The sequence below is a fragment of the Microbacterium sp. Z11_20 genome, assembly GCF_057197605.1.
Map to the genome: position 1 here is coordinate 957124 of NZ_JBXVOQ010000001.1, position 19478 is coordinate 976601.

At 69.6% G+C, this 19478-nt stretch carries 19 protein-coding genes and 1 tRNA gene; 3 read left to right on the forward strand and 17 right to left on the reverse strand.

Annotated elements, in window-relative coordinates:
• Positions 1 to 23: 23 nt before the first annotated feature.
• From AC2DFQ_RS04640 to AC2DFQ_RS04685, 10 genes are all read right to left on the reverse strand, one after another.
• Positions 24 to 797: an amidohydrolase family protein gene (locus tag AC2DFQ_RS04640; protein ID WP_484533082.1), complete on the reverse strand. Its 774-nt coding sequence runs from the start codon at positions 795 to 797 to the stop codon at positions 24 to 26.
• Positions 794 to 1537 carry an amidohydrolase family protein gene (locus AC2DFQ_RS04645; RefSeq protein WP_484533083.1) on the reverse strand — a complete coding sequence of 248 codons (744 nt, stop codon included), beginning with the start codon at positions 1535 to 1537 and terminating at the stop codon, positions 794 to 796. Before AC2DFQ_RS04645 ends, AC2DFQ_RS04640 begins: the two co-directional genes overlap by 4 nt.
• Positions 1538 to 1619: 82 nt before the next feature.
• Positions 1620 to 2372 carry an SDR family NAD(P)-dependent oxidoreductase gene (locus AC2DFQ_RS04650; protein WP_484533084.1) on the reverse strand — a complete coding sequence of 251 codons (753 nt, stop codon included), beginning with the start codon at positions 2370 to 2372 and terminating at the stop codon, positions 1620 to 1622.
• Positions 2369 to 2854 (reverse strand): TIGR03618 family F420-dependent PPOX class oxidoreductase, encoded by a 486-nt coding sequence (locus AC2DFQ_RS04655; protein WP_484509002.1) that lies wholly within the window; start codon positions 2852 to 2854, stop codon positions 2369 to 2371. The genes AC2DFQ_RS04650 and AC2DFQ_RS04655 overlap by 4 nt, the downstream gene beginning before the upstream one ends.
• A 36-nt stretch (positions 2855 to 2890) precedes the next feature.
• A complete protein-coding gene (locus AC2DFQ_RS04660) occupies positions 2891 to 3895 on the reverse strand; it encodes an ABC transporter permease (protein WP_484509001.1) in 1005 nt (334 codons plus the stop codon).
• On the reverse strand, positions 3892 to 5418 hold the full coding sequence (locus AC2DFQ_RS04665) for a sugar ABC transporter ATP-binding protein (RefSeq protein ID WP_484533085.1): 1527 nt from the start codon (positions 5416 to 5418) through the stop codon (positions 3892 to 3894). The genes AC2DFQ_RS04660 and AC2DFQ_RS04665 overlap by 4 nt, the downstream gene beginning before the upstream one ends.
• Positions 5419 to 5476: 58 nt before the next feature.
• Entirely contained in the window at positions 5477 to 6646 is a 1170-nt protein-coding gene (locus AC2DFQ_RS04670; RefSeq protein WP_484533086.1) for a substrate-binding domain-containing protein, read from the reverse strand.
• Between the two features lie 91 nt (positions 6647 to 6737).
• Positions 6738 to 7709, reverse strand: coding sequence for an ABC transporter permease (locus AC2DFQ_RS04675; protein WP_484533087.1), 972 nt, complete (start codon positions 7707 to 7709; stop codon positions 6738 to 6740).
• The gene (locus tag AC2DFQ_RS04680) at positions 7706 to 8644 is read right to left on the reverse strand and encodes an isoaspartyl peptidase/L-asparaginase (protein WP_484533088.1); all 939 of its coding nucleotides are present in this window, start codon (positions 8642 to 8644) and stop codon (positions 7706 to 7708) included. Before AC2DFQ_RS04680 ends, AC2DFQ_RS04675 begins: the two co-directional genes overlap by 4 nt.
• A gap of 1 nt (position 8645) precedes the next feature.
• On the reverse strand, positions 8646 to 9752 hold the full coding sequence (locus AC2DFQ_RS04685) for an LLM class flavin-dependent oxidoreductase (protein ID WP_484533089.1): 1107 nt from the start codon (positions 9750 to 9752) through the stop codon (positions 8646 to 8648).
• A 182-nt stretch (positions 9753 to 9934) separates the two neighbouring features.
• On the opposite strand from AC2DFQ_RS04685, the gene AC2DFQ_RS04690 reads away from it, so the two are divergent.
• On the forward strand, positions 9935 to 10693 hold the full coding sequence (locus tag AC2DFQ_RS04690; protein WP_484508995.1) for a FadR/GntR family transcriptional regulator: 759 nt from the start codon (positions 9935 to 9937) through the stop codon (positions 10691 to 10693).
• Positions 10694 to 10740: 47 nt separating this feature from the next.
• On the opposite strand, the gene AC2DFQ_RS04695 is transcribed toward AC2DFQ_RS04690, so the two are convergent.
• Positions 10741 to 10812 (reverse strand) — tRNA-Gln (locus tag AC2DFQ_RS04695).
• Between the two features lie 69 nt (positions 10813 to 10881).
• Positions 10882 to 12399 (reverse strand): glutamate--tRNA ligase, encoded by a 1518-nt coding sequence (gene gltX / locus AC2DFQ_RS04700; RefSeq protein WP_484533090.1) that lies wholly within the window; start codon positions 12397 to 12399, stop codon positions 10882 to 10884.
• Between the two features lie 373 nt (positions 12400 to 12772).
• On the opposite strand from gltX, the gene AC2DFQ_RS04705 reads away from it, so the two are divergent.
• A complete protein-coding gene (locus tag AC2DFQ_RS04705; RefSeq protein ID WP_484533091.1) occupies positions 12773 to 12991 on the forward strand; it encodes a hypothetical protein in 219 nt (72 codons plus the stop codon).
• On the opposite strand, the gene AC2DFQ_RS04710 is transcribed toward AC2DFQ_RS04705, so the two are convergent.
• The 5 genes from AC2DFQ_RS04710 to AC2DFQ_RS04730 form a co-directional block, all read right to left on the reverse strand.
• The gene (locus AC2DFQ_RS04710) at positions 12972 to 14231 is read right to left on the reverse strand and encodes an MFS transporter (RefSeq protein ID WP_484533092.1); all 1260 of its coding nucleotides are present in this window, start codon (positions 14229 to 14231) and stop codon (positions 12972 to 12974) included. The genes AC2DFQ_RS04705 and AC2DFQ_RS04710 overlap by 20 nt on opposite strands.
• Entirely contained in the window at positions 14224 to 14988 is a 765-nt protein-coding gene (locus AC2DFQ_RS04715; RefSeq protein ID WP_484508992.1) for a fumarylacetoacetate hydrolase family protein, read from the reverse strand. Before AC2DFQ_RS04715 ends, AC2DFQ_RS04710 begins: the two co-directional genes overlap by 8 nt.
• Before the next feature lie 83 nt (positions 14989 to 15071).
• The gene (locus AC2DFQ_RS04720; RefSeq protein WP_484533093.1) at positions 15072 to 16178 is read right to left on the reverse strand and encodes a branched-chain amino acid aminotransferase; all 1107 of its coding nucleotides are present in this window, start codon (positions 16176 to 16178) and stop codon (positions 15072 to 15074) included.
• A gap of 52 nt (positions 16179 to 16230) precedes the next feature.
• A complete protein-coding gene (locus tag AC2DFQ_RS04725; RefSeq protein WP_484533094.1) occupies positions 16231 to 17283 on the reverse strand; it encodes a 3-isopropylmalate dehydrogenase in 1053 nt (350 codons plus the stop codon).
• A 25-nt stretch (positions 17284 to 17308) separates the two neighbouring features.
• On the reverse strand, positions 17309 to 18832 hold the full coding sequence (locus AC2DFQ_RS04730; RefSeq protein ID WP_484508989.1) for an MFS transporter: 1524 nt from the start codon (positions 18830 to 18832) through the stop codon (positions 17309 to 17311).
• Positions 18833 to 18922: 90 nt separating this feature from the next.
• Here AC2DFQ_RS04730 and AC2DFQ_RS04735 point away from each other — a divergent pair, with 90 nt between their 5' ends.
• Positions 18923 to 19474 carry a TetR/AcrR family transcriptional regulator gene (locus tag AC2DFQ_RS04735; protein WP_484533095.1) on the forward strand — a complete coding sequence of 184 codons (552 nt, stop codon included), beginning with the start codon at positions 18923 to 18925 and terminating at the stop codon, positions 19472 to 19474.
• The last annotated feature ends 4 nt before the right edge of the window (positions 19475 to 19478 follow it).

Sequence of the window (19478 nt, forward strand, 5' to 3'; positions counted from 1 at the left end):
CGCGCCTGCGCACCCCATCCCGCTCAGTGATCCCGCGCGTGCCTGCTGATGCGTGCGGAGGCTGCCGGGAGGCGGAACACGCGGACGGCGTTGTCCTCCTCGACGAGCACCCTCTCGTGCGGAGCGATCTTCATGTTGCGGATCCGCGCAACTTCGAATGCCTGGTCGTAGGCGGGCGCGAAGGAGGCGAAGAGCAGCCGCTCGGGTCCGAGCTCGCTGACGATCTGCTCGAGGAAGTCCTGCCGGTACTCCCCGTTCGAAAGCACGGAGATGTTCGGGGCCCCTCGAAGTGCCGCCCAGGCGTCAACCATGCTCAACCCGGAGATGTTGATCTGGCCGCCGGAGGTGAGCACCAGCTGGGCGTCGGGTACCGCGCGCGCGAGGTCGAGCACCTGAAGCGGTTCGGATCGGTTCGTCACTCCGGCGACGATCACGACAGGCAGTCCGAGCTCAGCCGCCAGCGCCACGACGGGCTGGGCGTCCTGGATGCGGAACACCTCTTGGTCCGGATCGAGATAGACGCCGACGCAGCCGAGCTCTTCCGCGCCGCGGCGGAGCTCCTGCAGCGCCTGCGCACCCTGGTTGGGGTCCACCCGGGCGAGCCGATGGATGCGGGCGTCCCCGGCGGCCGACCGGTGGAGCCTGTCGTTGGCGGGTGGCAGTGCGTAATCGCGGCCGCGTGCGGGCGCCGCGATGACCGCTTCGACCCCGGCTGCCACCGCTTCGTCGAGGCACCGTGCGACGTCGAGCGACGGACCGAACAGGTTGTCGCCGATGATCACCAAGGCGTCGATCATCGTGCTGTCTCCAGACCGAGTAGCCGGGCGGCGTTTCCACCCAGGATCGCGCTCTCCACCTCTGGGGTGAGCCCGAGACGGCGGATCTTCGCCACTTCCAGCGCCGGGTTGCACCCCGGCCCGTCGCTGCCGAACACCACCCGCTCTGCGCCCACCGCGGCGACGGCGACCTCGATGAGTTCGGGGTGCGGCATCGCGGAGGTCTCCAGGACGACGTTCGGAAGCCGCTCCGCCGTCGCGATGGCGTCGCGCACGTGGAAGTAGCCGCCCATGTGGCCGAAGACGACGACGCACTCCGGAACCGCGGCGGCGGCGAGCCCGAGAGCCTGCGGAGTGGTGTACGGGTCGTCTCCGCAGTGGAACAGCACGGGCAGTCCCGCGCCGGCGGCGATGCGGAGCAGCGCGATCGTCGCCTCACCGGCGGGATGCGCCAGGGTCGTGGTGGGATGCGTCTTGATCCCCCGGACTCCCGCGACAACGGCCTGCGCGATGAGGCCGGGCATCTCCTCCTGGAAGTTCGGGTTCACCCGCACGAAGGGCACGAGACGATCCGGGTATCGCCGCGCGGCATCGGTGATGTAGTCGAGCGCATCGGGGTTTGAGCCGGGGAGATCGGTGTAGGTCATGATCACCGCACGGTCGATGCCCGCCTCATCGAGCAGCCCGACGATCTTCTCTGGCGGATCGACCCAGCCGAACGCGGGTGCTTCATCGACGTGCGTGTGGAAGTCGATGATCATGTCTCTGCTCCCGCTCGGGTCTGGCCGTCCGGCACGAGACCGTGGCGACGTTCTGGATCGGTGGGCGCGCCTGCGGGGTAGGTCATCGAACCGTGTACCCGCCGTCGATCATGAGTGAGGAGCCCGTCATGAAGCTGGACTCGTCGCTGGCGAGGAAGACGGCGCCGGCGGCGATCTCTTCCGGACGACCGAGACGGTTCAGAAGGGTGTCGCCCTCCCACGTGGCCAACAGCTCCTCGGGGTTCGGGACGCCCACGAGCTGTCGCCGGATGAGCGGCGTGTCGGTCGGACCGGGGCAGAGGGCGTTCACGCGAATGCCGTGCTCGGCATAATCGATCGCCAGCACCCGGACGAGACCGATCACACCGTGCTTGGCGGGCACATACGACGTGAAGCCGGTCAACCCGGCGAACGCGAGCTGAGAGCCCAGGGCGATCAGCGAGCCGCCCCCACCGTCGATGACGTGGGGCAGTGCGGCCTTGAACGTGACGAACGGCCCACGGAGCATGACCGCCATGTGGTGATCCCACTGCTCGACGGAGATCTCCGTCGCCTTTCCCACGAGCTCGTACCCGGCCCCGGCCACGACCACGTCGAGGCCGCCGAGCGCGTCGACTTCGGCGTCGACCCACTCCTGAACCGCCGCCGGGTCGGCCACGTCCACGACGGAGAACCGCGCTCCCGACTCCTCGACGACGGTCCGCGCCTCGGGATTGATGTCGCTGACCGAGACGGTCGCTCCCTCCGCCGCGAAACGCTGGGCGATGGCGAGGCAGATTCCCGAGCCGCCGCCGGTCAGAAGGATGCGTTTACCGGCGAGCCGGTCGGAGATCACTTCGCGTCCGTCCAGACGGTGTCCTTCGTGAAGGTGCGGTCGAAGCCGCCACCGTTCCAGCTCGTCATCTTCACCGGGTGCACGCGGAACGGCACCCGCGGGAACTGGAAGGTGCTCTCGCCGTACTCCATGCCCTCGGGCCCGAGATAGCGCAGGATCATTTCCTTCATCGGCTCGATGTAATCGAAGTCTTCACCGAGGAACTCCACGTCCGCCTTCGCGCTGACGCGCTTGTACGGCAACTCGGGGTTGTCGATCAGGATGCCGCAGCGCGGGTCCCGTCGGAGGTTCTTCACCATCCCGGTCCGCTCCTTGCTGACGATGAGAAAGGATGCTCCGTCCCACGTGTACCAGACCGGGCTCACGGTGGGGTAGCCGTCTTCGTTCACCGTCGCGATCTTGGCGAACCGGCGGCCCGTGGTGAGGAACTCGCTGAGCTCGTCGGGGGTCATGCCCCGGCCGTCGTTGCTCGTCATTGCCATGATGTCTCTCCTTGTTCGAGGTCTGCAGCCGTGGGCTCACGCCGCCGGTGCGGGTTCTTTCACTGTGGTCGGGCGTCTGGGGCGACGGGGATGGGCGACCTTGTTGGCGAACAGTGCCGCGGCGAAGAGGATGATCAGGCCGCGGAAGAGCTGCTGGTACCAGACCTCGATCCGCATGAGGTTGAAGACGTTTCCCAGGAGCGCGAAGAGCACGACACCCCCCAGGAGACCGATCAAGCGACCGCGCCCGCCCGCCAGGCTCGCCCCGCCGATGACGACGATGGCGAGGGTGATGAATTCCAGTCCGTTCGCCGCGTTGGGGTCGCCCACTCCCGTACTCCCGAGGAAGACCAGGCCGGCGAGCCCGCCGAGCAGACCAGAGCCGACCAGCGCGGACGTCTGCACCGTGCGCACCCGCACGCCACTGAGCGCGGCGACGGTGGGGTCGCCGCCGACCGCGTACACGCGGGCGCCCCAGACGGTTCGCCGCAGCAGGAACCACGCGGCGACCCATACCAGGATCACGAGGAGGACGATGAGGTAGACCCCGCCCACCGTCGCGTTGTAGAAGCCGGTCAGCGCAGGTGACGCCTGGCCGGTGGGGGTGGGAGCGATGAACAGCACCACACCCTGCAGCACCGTCCCGGTTGCGAGGGTCGCGATGAACGATTCCACGTTGAACCGCACCACGAGCAGGGCGTTCAGCGCGCCGACACCGAGCCCGGCGAGGAGCGCCACGGCCACTCCGGCAGCGACGTTCCCATCCGAGCCGCCCATGACCATCGCCGCCAGGATGGACGCGAGTTTGGCGTTGGCCGCGATCGAGAGGTCCACACGCCCGATCAGGACGGCGAGGAACTGGGCCAGCGCCACCAGGCTCAGCCCCGCACCCTGCCGCGCCACGCTGTTGAGGTTGTTCGGCGTGCCGAAGCGGTCGGCGAAGACGAGAGCGACGACGCCCAGCGCGAGCACCACCACCCACACGACGGCGCCGTTGCCCGCGGCGCGGCCGAGCCGTTCGGACAGTGTCGAGCGCCTCATGACGCCACCTGCGTACCGGGTCCGTGGGCCGAGATCAGCCGCATGATGTCTTCCTCTCCGGTGCCTTCGGCGGACAGTTCACCGACGATCTCCCCATCGGCCATCACCAGGATGCGATCGGAGAGCCCGAGCACCTCGATGAGCTCCGACGAGATGAGCAGGATCGCCTTCCCACTGTCCGCGAGCGTTCGCAGGATGCTGTAGATCTGCTCCTTCGCCCCCACATCGACGCCGCGGGTGGGTTCGTCGAAGAGGATCACGTCGGGAAGCAGCTCCAACCACTTCGCGATCACGACCTTCTGCTGGTTCCCGCCCGAGAGCTCACCCACCGCGGCACGGCCGTCCGTGGCCGTACGGATCGAGAGGCGCTCGATGGCCGCCGCGACGAGGACGGCCTCCTGCTTCCTGCTGATCGCACCGAACCTGTTGCGCAGCCGGCGCCAGGAAAGCATGGACACGTTGTGCGCGACCGACTTGCCGAGAGCCAGGCCCGCACCCTTGCGGTCTTCCGGGAGGTACGCCACCCGGGCGCGCATCGCATCACGCGCGCCGCGCAGCGACACCGGCTTTCCGCCGATCCGCAGGTCGCCGCCGACGAGGGGGACGTCGCCGAAGAGGCCCCGTGCGAGACGGGACCGACCCGACCCCTGCAGCCCGGCGACGCCGACGATCTCGCCCGCGCGCAAGGTCAGATCCACCGGTGCGGCCAGCCCCGCGATCTCCAGCCCCCGCGCCTCGAGGATGGGCGCGCCGGGCGACACCGTCGCCGTCGGGAACAGCTGGGTGATCTCGCGCCCGACCATCATGGAGATCAGATCGTCGGCGGTCGTTTCCGCGAGTTCACCCTCACCGCTGTTTCGGCCGTCCTTCAGCACCGCGTACGTCGTGCAGAGCGAGAAGACCTCCTCGATGCGGTGACTCACGTACAACACCGCGACGCCCTCGGAGGCCAGTTTGCGGATGACACGGAGGAGCGAGGCCAGCTCCTCGCCGGAGAGCACGGCGGACGGTTCATCCAGCGCCAGCACGGTGACGTCACTGGCCAACGCCTTCGCGATCTCCACCAGCTGGGCCTCTGCCACGCCGAGCGTCTCGACCAGGGCACGAGGCGAGACCTTCGCGTGCACCCGCTCCAGGAGTTCCGCACTTCGGGCGTTCATCTCCGCGCGCCCCAGAACCCCCATCCGATGCCGCTCGCTCCCCAGGAAGATGTTCTCGGCGACCGTCAGCGAGGGAATCAGGGAGAACTCCTGGTGGACGATGGCGATGCCCAGGTCGCGGGCGTTCTTCGGCGAGTGCCGGCGAGGGTCCACTTCCTGACCGAAGACGCGGATCTCGCCCGCGTCCGGCCGAACGACGCCGGTGAGGATTTTCAAGAGCGTGGATTTCCCCGCCCCGTTCTCACCCATCAGGGCGGCCACCTCACCCGGCGCGACCCGCAGCGAGACGTCGTCCAGCGCGCGGACAGTGCCGTAAGCCTTCGAGATGCCTCGCAACTCGATGGCGTGTCCAGTCCCGGTCATGTTCTCTCGTTCCCGAGCGACCGGCGGGAGACGGTGGTCTCCCGCCGGTCGCCACGAATCACTTGCCGAATCCGGCGTCCAGGTAGACGCTGTCGTCGGCGACCTTCGGGCCGACGAAGTCATCGTTGAAGTCCGGCTCGTACCAGGTCTTCGCCTCCGACTCGTCGTACGGCGCCGTGCCCTCCATGACGTCGATCACGTCGGTGTACTTGGCCACGGGCTCACCCGCGAGAACCTGGAATACGGTGTTCACGCACTCCTGCGCGGCAGCGGCCGGGAAGGGCGCGACGAAGAACTCCAGGTCCTCCTCGATGGCGAGCCGGAGGAAGCCGTTGGTCGGGTTGGTGCCGCCGATGAGCGGCAGCTCGACACCGGCCTCCTGATAGGCCTCGATCACGGCGGGTCCCATCTCCAGGCCACCGACCCACACCGCGTCCACGTCCGGCGTCTGCGCGATGACCGTGCGCATCACGTCCATCGCCTCGGCAGCCGACCAGTTGGCGTACTGCTCGCTCACGATGTCGATCCCGGGATACTGCGAGAACGCGGCTTCTGCCCCCGACTTCCAGAACTCGGCGGCGTCGGCCCCGGCGATGCCGTGCAGCATCACGACCTTGCCTTCGCCGTCCAGCCGCTTGGCCATCTCGTCGGCGGTGCTGAATCCCATCATGGGGATGTCGCGACTGACCTCGGCGGTGTACGCCTCGCTCTGCACACCCGCGAGGCACGTGACGACGGGGATGCCTGCTTCAGTCGCCCTCTCGACGGCGGAGACAAGTCCCGCCCGGGAGAGCGAGGTGAGCAGAATGGCGTCGACGTCCGCGGCGATCGCGTCCTCGACGCCCTTCACCTGGTTCTCGGTGACGAAGTCCCACGGGACGTACATCAGGTTGCCGACCTTGCCGGACTTCTCGAACGCGTCTCTCATCACGGCGTCGAAGGTGGTGCCCCAACCGTTGGTCGGTCCCTGAACCACCGCGGCGATGTCATAGGGAGCATCCGCGACGAAGGCGCTCGTGTCCACCGTGACCCCCGCAGCCGCAGTCACCTGCGCCGAGTAGGCGTCCTCGAGCACGGGACGACCGTTCTCGTCCATCTCGAACTCCACGGCGTCGGCGGGTTCGGCCGGTGCCTGCTGGGCGTTGCAGCCCCCCAGTCCCAGAGCCGTCGCCCCGATCGCGGTTATCGCCAGCCACTTTCGAGCGGCCGTCCATCGCATGTCTGTCATGAGTATCTCCTCGTGATCAAGAGAGCCGGGCGACTCTCCGAGTGGTGCAGGGGGAAGGGGCAACGAGGTCGCCGGCTCGCAGAGCGCCGTTTCATCGGCGGCGCTCGGGGAGGTGGAGCGTGAGGGCGAGGATCAGCACTACGCCCTTGAGGACGTTCTGGAGTGCGGGCGGGAGGCCGAGCACGACGATGAGGGTGAACAGCGCGCTGAGCACCAGCACGCCGCCCAGCGCTGCGACGAATGACCCTTCGCCCCCCTTGAACCTCGCTCCGCCGAGGAGAGCGGCGGTGATGGAGTCCAGCTCCATCCCCACGCCGATGTTGCGGTCGATGTACCCGCTGAACCCGGTCTGCAGGGCGCCGGCGACGACCGCCAGAACGGCCGCCAACGTGAAGGCCAGCCACTGCAGCCTGCCGACAGCGACTCCGGAGAGGGCCGCCATCCGGGGGCTCGCCCCGGAGAAGACGAGGTCGCGGCCGGATGCCGTCCTGCTCGTCCAGAAGGCCGCGAGGACGGACACGATGATCCAGATGAGGAAGATCATCGGCACCGGGCCGAGCGAACCGCGGGCGAAATCGATCAGCCCCTGAGGGGATTCTCCGCTCAGCGCCCCTCGCGTCCACAGCAGCTTCGCGCCCTCGAGAACCATGACCATGCCGAATGTCGCCACGAACGCAGGAACCCCCCGCCGCACGACGAGCCAGGAGTTGGCGCTGCCGACCACGATCGCGATGCCCAGCGCGAACGCGATCCCGGTGCCGATGTCGGGCGTGTTGGTCAGGGCGACACCGGTGATCCCCACCATCGCTGCGACCGACAGGTCGACCCCGCGCACCATCAGCACGAGCATCTGGCCCACCGTGAGGAGTCCGAGGATGGCGGCCCGCCGGAGCGTGCTGCCGATGTTCACCGGTGCGAAGAAGTTGGGCGCAAGAATCGCCGCGACGATCAAGATCAGCGCCAGCGCGATGAAGATCCCCTTGCCGGACAGCGCCGCCTCGACACCGCGCCGCACGGGGGCCAGTCGCTCAGCCACTGACGGGGCTGTCCGTGTGGCGCTCATCGATCGCCTCCGGAGGGACGCCCGGCTCTGCCGAGCCGGGCGGAGACCCCGGCGCTGCGCACCACGACCGGGAAGCTTGCGCCGTTGTGGGCGGTGACGACCTGCCCGTCGACCGCGTCGACGGCGACGATGGCGCAGGTCGTTGTTCCAGAAGTCATCATCGCCTCCAGTTGCTGCTGCACGGCGGCGGCGAGTCCCACCTCACGCGCTTGCGCCGCCACCGACCGTGCGAGGCCACGGCCCAGCGCCGCCTCGCCCGAACCCGAGCAGAGGACGCCGAACCGGTCATCGGTCCAGAAACCCGCGCCGGCAACGCAGGCGTCACCGACCCGTCCCGGGAGCTTCCCGAGCAACCCACCCGTGCTGGAGGCGCTGGCGATCCGGCCTGCGTCGTCGACCGTGATGCAGCCGACGGTCTCGCTGGGGACGCGGCCGGTGAAGACGCTGCGGGTCGGATCGGCTGTGTAGGCCTCGAGCGCGAGGCGCTGCTCTTGCGTCACGAGATCGTCCGCCGGCATCCCCAGCGCGGCCGCGTACTCGGCCGCCTGGCCACCCACCAGCAGGACCGCGTTCTCCTCACGCATCAGGCGGTAGGCGAGGCGGGCGGGATGACGGAGCCCCGGCACGGCGCCGACGCCGACGGCCGCTCCCGACGCACCGCATGACACGGCGCCATCGGTCTCCACGGTGCCGGCGCGCGTCAGCACGGACCCGTAGCCGCAGTTGAAGGCTGCGTCGTCTTCGAGCACGTCGACGGCGGCGAGGGCTGCTTCGATGCCGCCGTCGAATCGCTGATCCTGGGCCGCGGCGCCGGCGCTCTCCAGGGCACGGTAGGTCGGGTCGGAGGGCTCCATGTCGACCCCGCCGTGGGTGACCACGATCGGCAGCGCGAGCGCGGTGAGCTGCTCCGTGACGATGATGAGCGAACGATCCATGTCAGCCCCCCACCCGCGCGGCAGCCCGGGCATTCGCCATCCGGGGCACGACGTGATTCATGAACGTGGCAGGTCCGGTGCGGAAGTCGGGGAACGACAGCACCGCGTTGGAGACCCCTGCCTCGTCCTCGAGCGCGTCCAGATAGGCCGCGACACGGTCGTACGATCCCACGAGGTGCGGGTGGAAGAAGCACGGACGCTGCACGACGGCCGCGCGGGTGCGATGGTCGAACTCGATCTGCTCGATCTCCTGCTGCGTCGCGAAGCGGCCGACCGCATGGCCCTGCTTATCGGTCGCGGCGGCGTTCTTGAGCCCGCCGGCGGCGTGATGATCGGTGTACCGCATGTACTCGTGGGCCTCCGCGAGAGCCTCGTCATCCGTCGCGGCGGTGATCACGCCGTACAGCGAGGCGCTGTCTACCGTGCGGCCGGCGACCGCCGCCGCGGCGAGGAGGTCGCGGCGCGCAGCGCCGACGGCGGTGAGGTCGCCCATGATGAAGTTCATGTCGGCCAGGTGGGCCGACAGGTCCAGTGAGTTGCGTGACTGCCCCGGCACGATCACCTTCACTCCGTGCGCCGGGGTGGGCTGGACGAGGCAGTCGTCGAGACGGAAGAATTCGCCGTCCAAGGTCATCCTGCCGTCGGACCACAGACCGCGGAGCACGGTGATGTACTCCCGGGCGTACCGGTAGCGGTCGTGGTGGTAGTTCTCCGGCCACAGCCCCATCTGCGCGTACTCGGCCTGATTCCACCCGGCCACGATGTTCAGGGAGAACCTGCCGCCGCTGGCATCGTCGAGCGTGGCGGCCATCCGCGCGGCCATCGCCGGGTGGACCGTGGGGGCGGCGATCGAGCCCCACAGCTCGAGCGTCGTGGTGGCTTCGACCAAGCCCGCGACCAGCCCGATCGGATCGACGCTGTAATCCCAGAAGCCGCTTCCATCGCCGTAGCCGCGGAACTTCGTCATGGCGAGCACGAACGAGAATCCGCGCTCCTCCGCGTCGACGGCGACCGATCGGTTCAGCCCATACGTCGGCTGGAAGGTCGGCGAGGCGCTGGAGAGGATGTAGCCGTCGTTCGTCGTCGGCATGAAGATTCCGAATCGCACGTCTCGCCTCTCTCCGGGCAGCGCCGGCACGCACCGACTCTCAGAAGATAGGTCTGTTGTCAGACATCTGGCAAGTCGGCACCGTTGGTTTTACACAGTCGTAACGCGGCGGCCGTCACCCCGCCAGCTCGCGCATTCCACGTCATGCGGGTCTTTCGGATGGCCGGTGTAGCATGTGCCGCGTGATCTCCACCGGGCAGTTGCGAGACGGACGTGCCCTCCCGGAGATGATCGCCGATCGCCTGCTCGAGGCGGTGGCGGACGGCCAGCTGAAGCCCGGCGAGCAGTTGCCGATGGAGACCGAACTGGCGCGTCAGATGGGCGTCGGTCGCACCTCTCTGCGAGAGGCCATTCAGAAATTGCGGGCGATGGGTGTGCTCGAAGTCCGCAAGGGCCGGGGCACCTTCGTCGTTGAAAGCACCCGTCTCGAACCCGTGCATGCCTTCGTCCACTGGTCGATCGAGAACGAGTTCGAGGTGACGGAGCTGCTGGAGGCCCGCATGTCCCTGGAGACGACGGCGGCCGGGCTCGCCGCCGAACGGGCGAGCGCGGGCGACCTCGCACGGCTTCGAAAAGCGTCGGCACGGCACATCGCGGCGCGCAGTATCGACACCCTCATCACGACCGACGAGGCGTTCCACGTCGCTTTGATCGACAGTGGCCGCAATGCGCTCATCGCGAAGCTCTACGCGATGCTCGTGCCCGGTCTACGGGACTTCCGCCGCATGTCACTGGCGATCCCCGCCTCCGCCGAGCGCTCCCGCGCCACGCACGAAGACATCGTCCGCGCCGTCGCATCGCGGGACGTGCGCGCCGCGCGGCAGGCGACGGCTGAGCACCTGTGGCCGCTCTACTCGTCGGTGACGAGAGCTGCCAACCGGGGGCAGCGGCGCGGAGAAGCACATGCCAGTACCGACCGGACCGTGTGGTTCCTCGACTGATTCGCCGGGGCGGGTTCAGAGGAGCGCCGCTCGCACAGAGAATCTTGCTGGGGTACCTGGACTCGAACCAAGAACAACGGTACCAGAAACCGCCGTGTTGCCAATTACACCATACCCCACCGGGTCACAACCGAAGCCGTGCCGACGATCCAGTCTAGACGACCGCGGGACCCTCGCCAAACCGGCGGCTACCTCCCGAGGTGCCGGACCAGGGCGTCCAGGCGCCGGATGCTGGCCGCCTTGCCGAGGAGTTCCATCGACTCGAACAGGGGCGGCGACACGCGACGGCCGGTGAGCGCCACCCGCGGCGGGCCGAAGGCGACGCGCGGCTTGAGCCCCAGTTCCTCGACTAGCGCGGTGGACAGTGCCTGCTGCACGGCGGCGGCGGTGAACTCCGCCTCGGGAACGAGCTCGAGTGCACCGACGGAGGCGACGAGCACCTCTGCAGCGTTCGCGGGCAGCGACTTGAGGGCGTCCTCTTCGTAGGAGACGTCGTCGACGAAGAGGAATCCCAGCATGCCGGGCACCTGTCCGAGCAGCTGGACGCGCTCCTGCACGAGGGGCGCGGCGGCGTCGATGAGCGCCTGCTGGTCGGGCGTGGGCGGAACCTGCACGAGACCCGCCTCAGCCAGGTAGTGCACGATGCGCTCCGCGAAATCAGCGGGCTCCAGCATCCGGATGTGGTCGCCGTTGATCGACTCGGCCTTGGTCTGGTCGAACCGCGCCGGGTTCGGGTTGACGTCGGCGATGTCGAAGGCGGCGACGAGCTCTTCGAGCGAGAAGACGTCGCGGTCCGGCGCGATCGACCAGCCCAGGAGGGCGAGGTAGTTCAGCAGCCCCTCGTGGACGAAGCCCTTCTCGCGCTGAAGGAACAGGTCGGCCTTGGGGTCGCGCTTGGACAGCTTCTTGTTGCCGGTCTCCCCCAGCACGAGCGGCATGTGGCCGAACCGCGGGATGACCTGGGTGACACCCGCGTCGATGAGCGCGCCGTACAGCGCGAGCTGGCGCGCGGTCGAGGGCATGAGGTCTTCACCGCGGATCACGTGCGTGATGCCCATGAGCGCGTCATCCACCGGATTCACGAAGGTGTAGAGCGGCACTCCCCCGGCCCGCACGATCACGAAGTCGGGGAACGTGCCGGCGGGGAACGTCACCTCGCCCCGGATGAGGTCGACATAGGTGAGGTCTTCGTCGGGCACCCGGAGGCGCCAGGCCGGCTCGCGGCCCTCGGCCCGGAACGCGGCCTTCTGCTCGTCGGTGAGCGTCCGGTCGTAGTTGTCGTAGCCCAGCTGCTTGGCCCGGCCGTTCGCCTCGTTGCGCGCGTCGATCTCCTCGGCGGTGGAGTAGCTCTCGTACACCGCGCCGGATGCCACGAGCTTCGCCAGCACGTCGCGGTAGATGTCGTGCCGCTGCGACTGCCGGTACGGGGCGTGCGGACCGCCGACCTCGACTCCCTCGTCCCAGTCGATGCGCAGCCAGCGCAGCGCATCGAGGAGCTGCTGATAGCTCTCCTCGCTGTCGCGCGCCGCATCGGTGTCCTCGATCCGGAAGATGAGCTTGCCGCCGTTGTGCCGCGCGTACGCCCAGTTGAACAGGGCCGTGCGGATGAGTCCGACGTGCGGCAGCCCCGTGGGGGACGGGCAGAAGCGGACGCGGACGTCGGCGCCGGAGGCGGTGGAGGTACGGGGATCGGGTGTGGCAGGCATCCCACCGATCCTAGTCGCCGCCGAGTCCGGCGCCCCGGGCCGCCAGGACCTCCGCTATGAGCTTCAGAGTGGCACCCCCTCGCCCGCGCGCAGGCCGAGTTCGCCGGAGGACGGGACTACCTCGCCGCGTGCACGACGGGCCTCCCCCCGCGAGGCACCGTCGAGGCCGTGCGGTCCGACCTCGAGCGGGGGGCGTCCGGGCACCCCGACGTGGCCGCCGCATCCGCAGCGACAGAGCGTGCCCGGGCCGCCTACGTCCGGGTCGTGCGGGTGCGCCCGGACGACGTGGCCCTCGCGTCGCAGACCTCGGTCGCGGTGTCGATGGTCGCCGCCTCCGTGCCCGACGGCGCGGACATCCTGTGCGGGTCACACCGTGGGACTGGCGGCGGTGTTCCGGAGCGGCCTCGACCTTCCCGCGCCGGCCCGGGAGTCCGCGATCGTGACGTGGCCCGATGCCGACGGCGCGGACCTTGCTCGCCTCTCCACCGCCCGGATCATCGCCTCGGGGCGCCGCGGCCGGGCCCGGGTGGCCTTCCGCCTCTTCAACGACACGGATGACGTGGAGCGGGCGATCAGCGCGCTGGGTCGTTGACGGCCGTTCGCGCGGTCCGGGAGAGCGGCAACCCGACGCACACCGCCACGACGACGACCAGTGCGGCCAGCGCCAGCCCGCCGTATCCGATCCACCCGAGGACGAGGCCGGCGAGCACGGCGCCGGCCGCGCCCACGAGGCTCATCGTGAAGTCGCTGACACCCTGACGCCGCGTGCGCACGTCCTCGGCGGACGCCTCGGTCAGCAGGGCCGAACCGGCAACGGTCGTCGCGCTCCACCCGAGCCCGAGGAGCACCAGCGCCACGGTGACGGCCGTCATGCTGTCCGGCGACAGGGCGGCGAGGATCAGCGACGCGGCCAGGAGGGCTTGGCCCACGAGGATGGTGGCTCCGCGGCCCACGCGGTCGGAGAGGACGCCGAACACCGGGGAGAGCGCGTACATCCCGGCCACGTGCAGGCTGATGGTGAGTCCGATGATCGCCAGGGTGGCTCCGTGGTGCATCAGGTGCACGGGCGTCATGGCCATCACCGCCACCATCGCGGCGTGGGCGGCGGCCACCGCGAAGATCGCGAACCGGGCTGCTCGCGGACGGTCGGGGTGGGCGACGGCGACAGGAAGCGAACCGTCCGCGACCCGGCCCGCGATCCTCTGGGCGAGGAGGAGCGGATCCGGCCGCAGCCCCACCAGATAGACCGCGACGGCGAGGATCTGCGCGACGACCGTGAACACGTAGGGGCCCGTGAGTCGGGGCAGGCCGAGCAGGGCCCCCAGCTCCTCTCCCGGTCCGACCAGGTTGGGCCCGAGCACCACCCCGATCGTGGTCGCCCACACCACGAGCGAGAGCGCCCGCCCGCGGGAGGCGTCGGGGGCGAGGTCGGTGGCGGCGAACCGCGACTGCAGGTTCGTCGCTTGGCCTGCCCCCACGAGGGCGAACGCGACGAGCAGGAGCGGGAAGACCCGGGCCGCCGTGGCGGCGAACACCAGCAGGACGCCGGCCAGGGCCACCAGCATCCCTGTCGTCAGACTCAGGCGTCGTCCCCGACGCCGTGCGAGAGCTGCCAGGGGAATCGCGACGAGCGCGGTACCGAAGGTGATGGCCGCGGTGGCCAGACCCGCGAGGGACTCGTCGCCCGAGACGTCGGCGGCCAGCAGGACGCCGATCGACAGCGTTGCGCCGAAGGCCACGCCCCCGAGAACCTGCGCGGCGGCGAGCACCGCGACGGTGCGGCGTTGGATGCGGGGAAGGTCGGCGGTGGAGGGGACCGCCGTCTCAGGCATCGCGTGCCGCATTGCGCAGCACGCCGATGCCCGAGATCTCGACCTCGACGGTGTCGCCGGCGGTGAACGGGCCGACGCCGGCCGGCGTGCCGGTGAGGATGACGTCGCCCGGGAGGAGCGTGAAGGCGGCCGAGGCGTAGGCGATGATGTCGGCGACCGAGAAGATCATGTCGGTCAGCGGCGCCTGCTGCTTCACGTCACCGTTGAGGCGGGTCGTGACGGTGGCGGATGCGGCGTCGAACTCGGTTTCGATCACGGGCCCCAGCGGGCAGAACGTGTCGAAGCCCTTCGCCCGCGACCACTGACCGTCGCTGCGCTGCAGGTCGCGAGCGGTGACGTCGTTGGCGACGGTGTACCCGAAGACGTAGTCGAGGGCGCGCTCGGCCGGGACGTTCTTGGCGATGCGGCCGATGACGGCGGCAAGCTCGCCCTCGAAGTGCGTGTTCTGCGACTGCGGGGGGCGCACGATGACATCGCCGGTCCCGATGACGGCCGTGTTGGGCTTGAGGAACAGCAGCGGCTCGGCGGGCACGTCGTTACCGAGCTCGGCGGCGTGGTCGGCGTAGTTGCGACCCACGCAGACGACCTTGGAGCGCGGGATGACCGGCGCCAGCAGCGCGGTGTCGCCGATCGGCACCCGCTCCCCCGTCGGCTCGAACCCCGCGAACATCGGATCACCGGCGAGCACCACCAGGTCGTCGTCATCGACGATGCCGTAGCGGATGGCGTCCTGGTGGCTGAACCGCGCGATCTTCACCCGCCCAGCCTACCGACCTCGCCTTCCCCCTGCCCGTCCGGCCCAGCGCCCACGGATTCTCGCGGTTCGGCGGGGGCGAGGGGTCAGGCGTCGAGGCGCGTGAGCCAGCCGTGGCGGTCTTCGATGCGGCCGTACTGGATGTCCGTCAGCTCCTGGCGCAGCTCCAGCGCGAGGGTGCCGGTGGGCTGCACGTCGATGAAGTCCCGGCCCTTGAGCACGCCGATCGGCGTCACCACGGCGGCGGTGCCGCACGCGAACACCTCGGTGATGTCACCGGATGCGACGCCCTCACGCCACTCGTCGAGTGAGACCGACCGACCCTGCACCTTGTGCCCGCGGTCCTTCGCGAGCTGGAGGAGCGAGTCGCGCGTGATGCCCTCGAGGATGCTGGGCGACTCGGGGGTGACGATCGTGCCGTCCTTGAAGACGAAGACCACGTTCATCCCGCCGAGTTCTTCGACGTTGCGCTTCTCGTCGAGGAAGACCACCTGGTCGCACTCGTGCTCATACGCCTCGGACTGCGGCAGCAGGCTCGAGGCGTAGTTGCCGCCGGTCTTGGCCGCCCCCGTGCCGCCGCGGCCGGCGCGCGCGTAGTCCTCGCTCAACCAGATCGACACGGGCTTCACGCCGCCCTTGAAGTAGGCGCCCGCGGGGCTCGCGATCAGGTAGTACGCCACCTTGTTCGCCGGTCGGACGCCCAGGAACGCCTCCTTGGCGAACATGAAGGGCCGCAGGTACAGGCTCTGGTCCTCGCCGGAGGGCACCCACGACCCGTCCACGGCGACGAGCTCTCGCAGCGACTGCAGGAAATACGTCGCCGGCAGCTCCGGGAGCGCGAGGCGCCGGGCACTGCGCTGCATCCGCCGCGCGTTCTGGTCGGGCCGGAAGGTGTGGATCGATCCGTCGGCGTGACGGTAGGCCTTGATGCCCTCGAAGACCTCCTGCCCGTAGTGCAGCACGGCCGCGGCGGGGTCGAGGGAGATCGGCCCGTACGGCGAGACGCGGGGGCGGTGCCATCCGCCGCGCACCGACCAGCAGATGTCGACCATGTGGTCGGTGAAGTACGTGCCGAAGCCGGGGCTTGCGAGGATCTCCTCGCGCTGGGCCGGAGATTTCGCGGCAAGGTTTCGGGTGACGGCGAAGTCGAGGGGCTCGAGTCCGGTGTCGGGGTCGCTGTCGATGAGAGTCATGTTGGTCCTGGCGGGTCGGGGAGCAGGGCGGCAGTGCTCGCGCGGATCCAGACTACGCCTGGAGCCGGGCGAGGATCGCGTCCCCGATCTGGGTGGTGGTGCGGGCGGTGCCACCCCGGGAGGCGATGTCCTCCTCGACCGCGGAGGTGATGCGGTCGGCCTCCGCACGCAGCCCGAGGTGATCGAGCAGGAGCGAGACGGACAGGATGGCGGCGGTGGGGTCGGCCTTCTGCTGCCCGGCGATGTCGGGCGCCGACCCGTGGACGGGCTCGAACATCGACGGGAAGTCGCCATCGGGGTTGATGTTGCCCGAGGCGGCGAGGCCGATGCCACCGGTCACCGCGCCGGCCAAGTCGGTGAGGATGTCGCCGAAGAGGTTGTCGGTGACGATCACGTCGAAGCGGCCCGGGTTCGTGACCAGGAAGATCGTCGCCGCGTCGACGTGCAGGTAGTCCACGGCCACGCCGGGATGCTCCGCCGCGACGGCATCCACGATGCGTTTCCAGATGCCACCGGCGTGGACGAGCACGTTGGTCTTGTGCACGAGCGTGAGCTTCTGCCGGCGCCGCTCGGCGAGGTCGAACGCGTAGCGCACGACGCGCTCCACCCCGAAGGCGGTGTTGACGGATGTCTCGTTGGCGATCTCGTGCGGGGTGCCGCGGCGGATGGATCCGCCATTGCCGACGTAGGGCCCTTCGGTGCCCTCACGGACGACGACGAAGTCGATGTCGCCCGGCTCGGCGAGGGGGCCGGGCGCACCGGGGTAGAGCGTGGAGGGACGCAGATTCACGTAGTGGTCGAGCTCGAAGCGCAGCGTGAGAAGCAGACCGCGCTCGATGTTGGCGTCCTTGAGCCGCGGGTCACCCGGCACGCCGCCGACCGCGCCGAGGAGGATCGCGTCATGCGCGCGGATGGCGGCGAGGTCGTCGTCGGTCAGGGTGTCACCGGTCTCGAGGTAGCGACCGGCGCCGAGCCAGAACGGCGTGCGCTCGAAGGTGACGTCGCCGCCGGCGGTGACGGCGTCGAGCACCTTCACGGCCTCGTGTATGACCTCGGGGCCGATGCCGTCACCAGGGATGACGGCGAGCTTCACGACGCGCGACATGCTTCTCCTTGCAAGGAAGGGCGCGTCAGGTCTTCGCGCCTCGGGTTCCCCCCAGGCTAGCGGCCGCGATCACCCCGGCCACGACGATGAGCCCCGCGCCGATGAGGGCCGTGACGACCACTCCGGAGTCGAATGCGTGGGACGCCGCGTCGTGCAGCGCCGCACCGAGTTCCGGCGGCAGCGATCCGGCCGCCGCAACGGCACCGGCAAGTGTCTCGCGCGCCGCATCCGCCGCTGCCTCCGGGACGCCCTCCGGGATGACGAGCTGCACGCGGTACATCGCGGTGAGGATGCCGCCGAGCACCGCGGTGCCGAGCACCGCGCCGAGTTCGTACGCCGTCTCGGACACCGCGCTGGCGGCACCGGCCTTCGCCGAGGGAGCGCTGGAGAGGATGAGCTCGTTCGATACGGTCTCGGCCGCACCGATCCCGATGCCCAGCGCCACGAAAGCGCCGATGAGGGCCGGCAGGTGGCCCGTGGCGAAGGCCACCACGAGGTAGGCGGCCACCGCGAACAGGAGGGCGACGGGCACCACGATGCGTGGTGGGTAGCGCTTGGCGATCGGAACGACGAGGAGACCCGACACGATCATCGCGGCGAGCCCCGGGACGAGCGCGAGTCCCGCGTCCAGGGGCGAGAGCCCGACGACCAGCTGCAGGTGCTGGGCGACGAAGTACAGGAAGCCGACCAGGCCCACGACGCTCAGGAGATTGGCGAGGATGGCGCCCGAGAAGCTGCCCTGCCGGAACAGGCTCATATCCAGCATCGGCGTCTCCAGGCGCAGCTGCCGGCGGACGAAGAGGACCCCGAAGACCGCGCCGAGCGCGAACATCCACGGCGCGAGGCTCACCGGTCCGTGCACGGCGAGTTCCTTGATGCCGTAGACGATCGGGACCATCGTTCCCAGCGACAGCAGGATGCTGACCGGGTCGATGCGGCCGGGGCTGGGGTCGCGGCTCTCGGGAACGAGCAGCGGAGCGAGGATGAGAAGAGGGATGAGCACGGGGACGGCCAGCAGGAACACCGACCCCCACGTGAAGTGCTCGAGCAGGAGCCCGCCGACGATGGGGCCGAGCGCCGAGCCTGCCGAGAACCCCGTCGCCCAGATGGCGATGGCGATCCGCCGCTGATCGCGGTCGCGGAAGATCGTCCGCAGAAGCGACAGCGTCGAGGGCATCAGCATCGCCCCGAAGACGCCCAGGAGCGCCCGTGCCGTGATGAGGAGCGCGGCCGTGGGGGCGAAGGCGGCCAGCGCGGAGACGACTCCGAACCCGGTGGCTCCCAGCAGCAGCATCCGCCGACGCCCGAACCGGTCGCCGAGGGTTCCCATCGTCACGAGCAGGCCGGCGAGCACGAGCGGGTAGGCGTCGATGATCCACAGCTGCTCGATGCTGGTGGGCGCGAGGTCGAGGGCGATCGCCGGCAGTGCGAAGCTCAGCACGGTGTTGTCGACCGACACCAGGAGCACGGGCAGCATCAGGACCACCAGCGACACCCACCCGCGCCAATCGGCGCGGACGATGGGTACGTTCGAGGTGGGATGTGTCATCTGAAGCATGGGTGCGCGGGGCCTAACTAAACCGTCCAGCCGGTATAGTAACACGTGTCCCTGCTCCTCACCCCCGGATACGATCGGACCATGAGCCGCCCACCCCGCGCCCGCGAAAGCGTCCTCGACGCGTTCGCGGGCATCCTTGCCGACGACGGCGAGCGCGCCGCGACGATGGATGCCACCGCGCGCGCAGCGGGGGTGTCCAAGGGTGGGCTCCTCTATCACTTCGCCTCCAAGGAGGCACTGGAAGCGGGACTGCTCGAACGACTGGAGGCGCTGGCCGCCGACGACATCGGCCGCATCAAGGAGTCGCCGGAAGGTGCAGCCGCGGCCTTCATGCGCACGTCGCTGCACACCGGCACGCCGCTCGACAACGCGATCGTCGCCGCCTCGCGCCTCGCGCAGAACGGCAGCGCGCCCGCGATCGCGGCGCTCCGCCGCGTCCGCGAGCTGTGGGAGGACGCGATCCGACCCGACACCCGCGACGAGACCGCATTGCAGCTGGTGCTGCTCGTCAGCGACGGGCTCTACTTCAACAACGCCCTCGCCGTGGGGTCCGTCCCGGGGCCGGTGCCCTCCGGCGCCGCGCTGGACGCGCTCATCGACCTCGTGCGCGACGCGACGCGGCCCGACGCGTGACCGG

What these genes read in the sequence shown, in the direction of transcription:
- AC2DFQ_RS04725 (WP_484533094.1), bottom strand. Translation starts at nt 17,283, where the DNA reads ATGTCGCGCGTCGTGAAGCTCGCCGTCATCCCTGGTGACGGCATCGGC.
- AC2DFQ_RS04655 (WP_484509002.1), bottom strand. Translation starts at nt 2,854, where the DNA reads ATGGCAATGACGAGCAACGACGGCCGGGGCATGACCCCCGACGAGCTC.
- AC2DFQ_RS04645 (WP_484533083.1), bottom strand. Translation starts at nt 1,537, where the DNA reads ATGATCATCGACTTCCACACGCACGTCGATGAAGCACCCGCGTTCGGC.
- AC2DFQ_RS04670 (WP_484533086.1), bottom strand. Translation starts at nt 6,646, where the DNA reads ATGACAGACATGCGATGGACGGCCGCTCGAAAGTGGCTGGCGATAACC.
- AC2DFQ_RS04710 (WP_484533092.1), bottom strand. Translation starts at nt 14,231, where the DNA reads ATGCCTGAGACGGCGGTCCCCTCCACCGCCGACCTTCCCCGCATCCAA.
- AC2DFQ_RS04730 (WP_484508989.1), bottom strand. Translation starts at nt 18,832, where the DNA reads ATGACACATCCCACCTCGAACGTACCCATCGTCCGCGCCGATTGGCGC.
- gltX (WP_484533090.1), bottom strand. Translation starts at nt 12,399, where the DNA reads ATGCCTGCCACACCCGATCCCCGTACCTCCACCGCCTCCGGCGCCGAC.
- AC2DFQ_RS04640 (WP_484533082.1), bottom strand. Translation starts at nt 797, where the DNA reads ATGATCGACGCCTTGGTGATCATCGGCGACAACCTGTTCGGTCCGTCG.
- AC2DFQ_RS04665 (WP_484533085.1), bottom strand. Translation starts at nt 5,418, where the DNA reads ATGACCGGGACTGGACACGCCATCGAGTTGCGAGGCATCTCGAAGGCT.
- AC2DFQ_RS04735 (WP_484533095.1), top strand. Translation starts at nt 18,923, where the DNA reads ATGAGCCGCCCACCCCGCGCCCGCGAAAGCGTCCTCGACGCGTTCGCG.
- AC2DFQ_RS04675 (WP_484533087.1), bottom strand. Translation starts at nt 7,709, where the DNA reads ATGAGCGCCACACGGACAGCCCCGTCAGTGGCTGAGCGACTGGCCCCC.
- AC2DFQ_RS04660 (WP_484509001.1), bottom strand. Translation starts at nt 3,895, where the DNA reads ATGAGGCGCTCGACACTGTCCGAACGGCTCGGCCGCGCCGCGGGCAAC.
- AC2DFQ_RS04720 (WP_484533093.1), bottom strand. Translation starts at nt 16,178, where the DNA reads ATGACTCTCATCGACAGCGACCCCGACACCGGACTCGAGCCCCTCGAC.
- AC2DFQ_RS04680 (WP_484533088.1), bottom strand. Translation starts at nt 8,644, where the DNA reads ATGGATCGTTCGCTCATCATCGTCACGGAGCAGCTCACCGCGCTCGCG.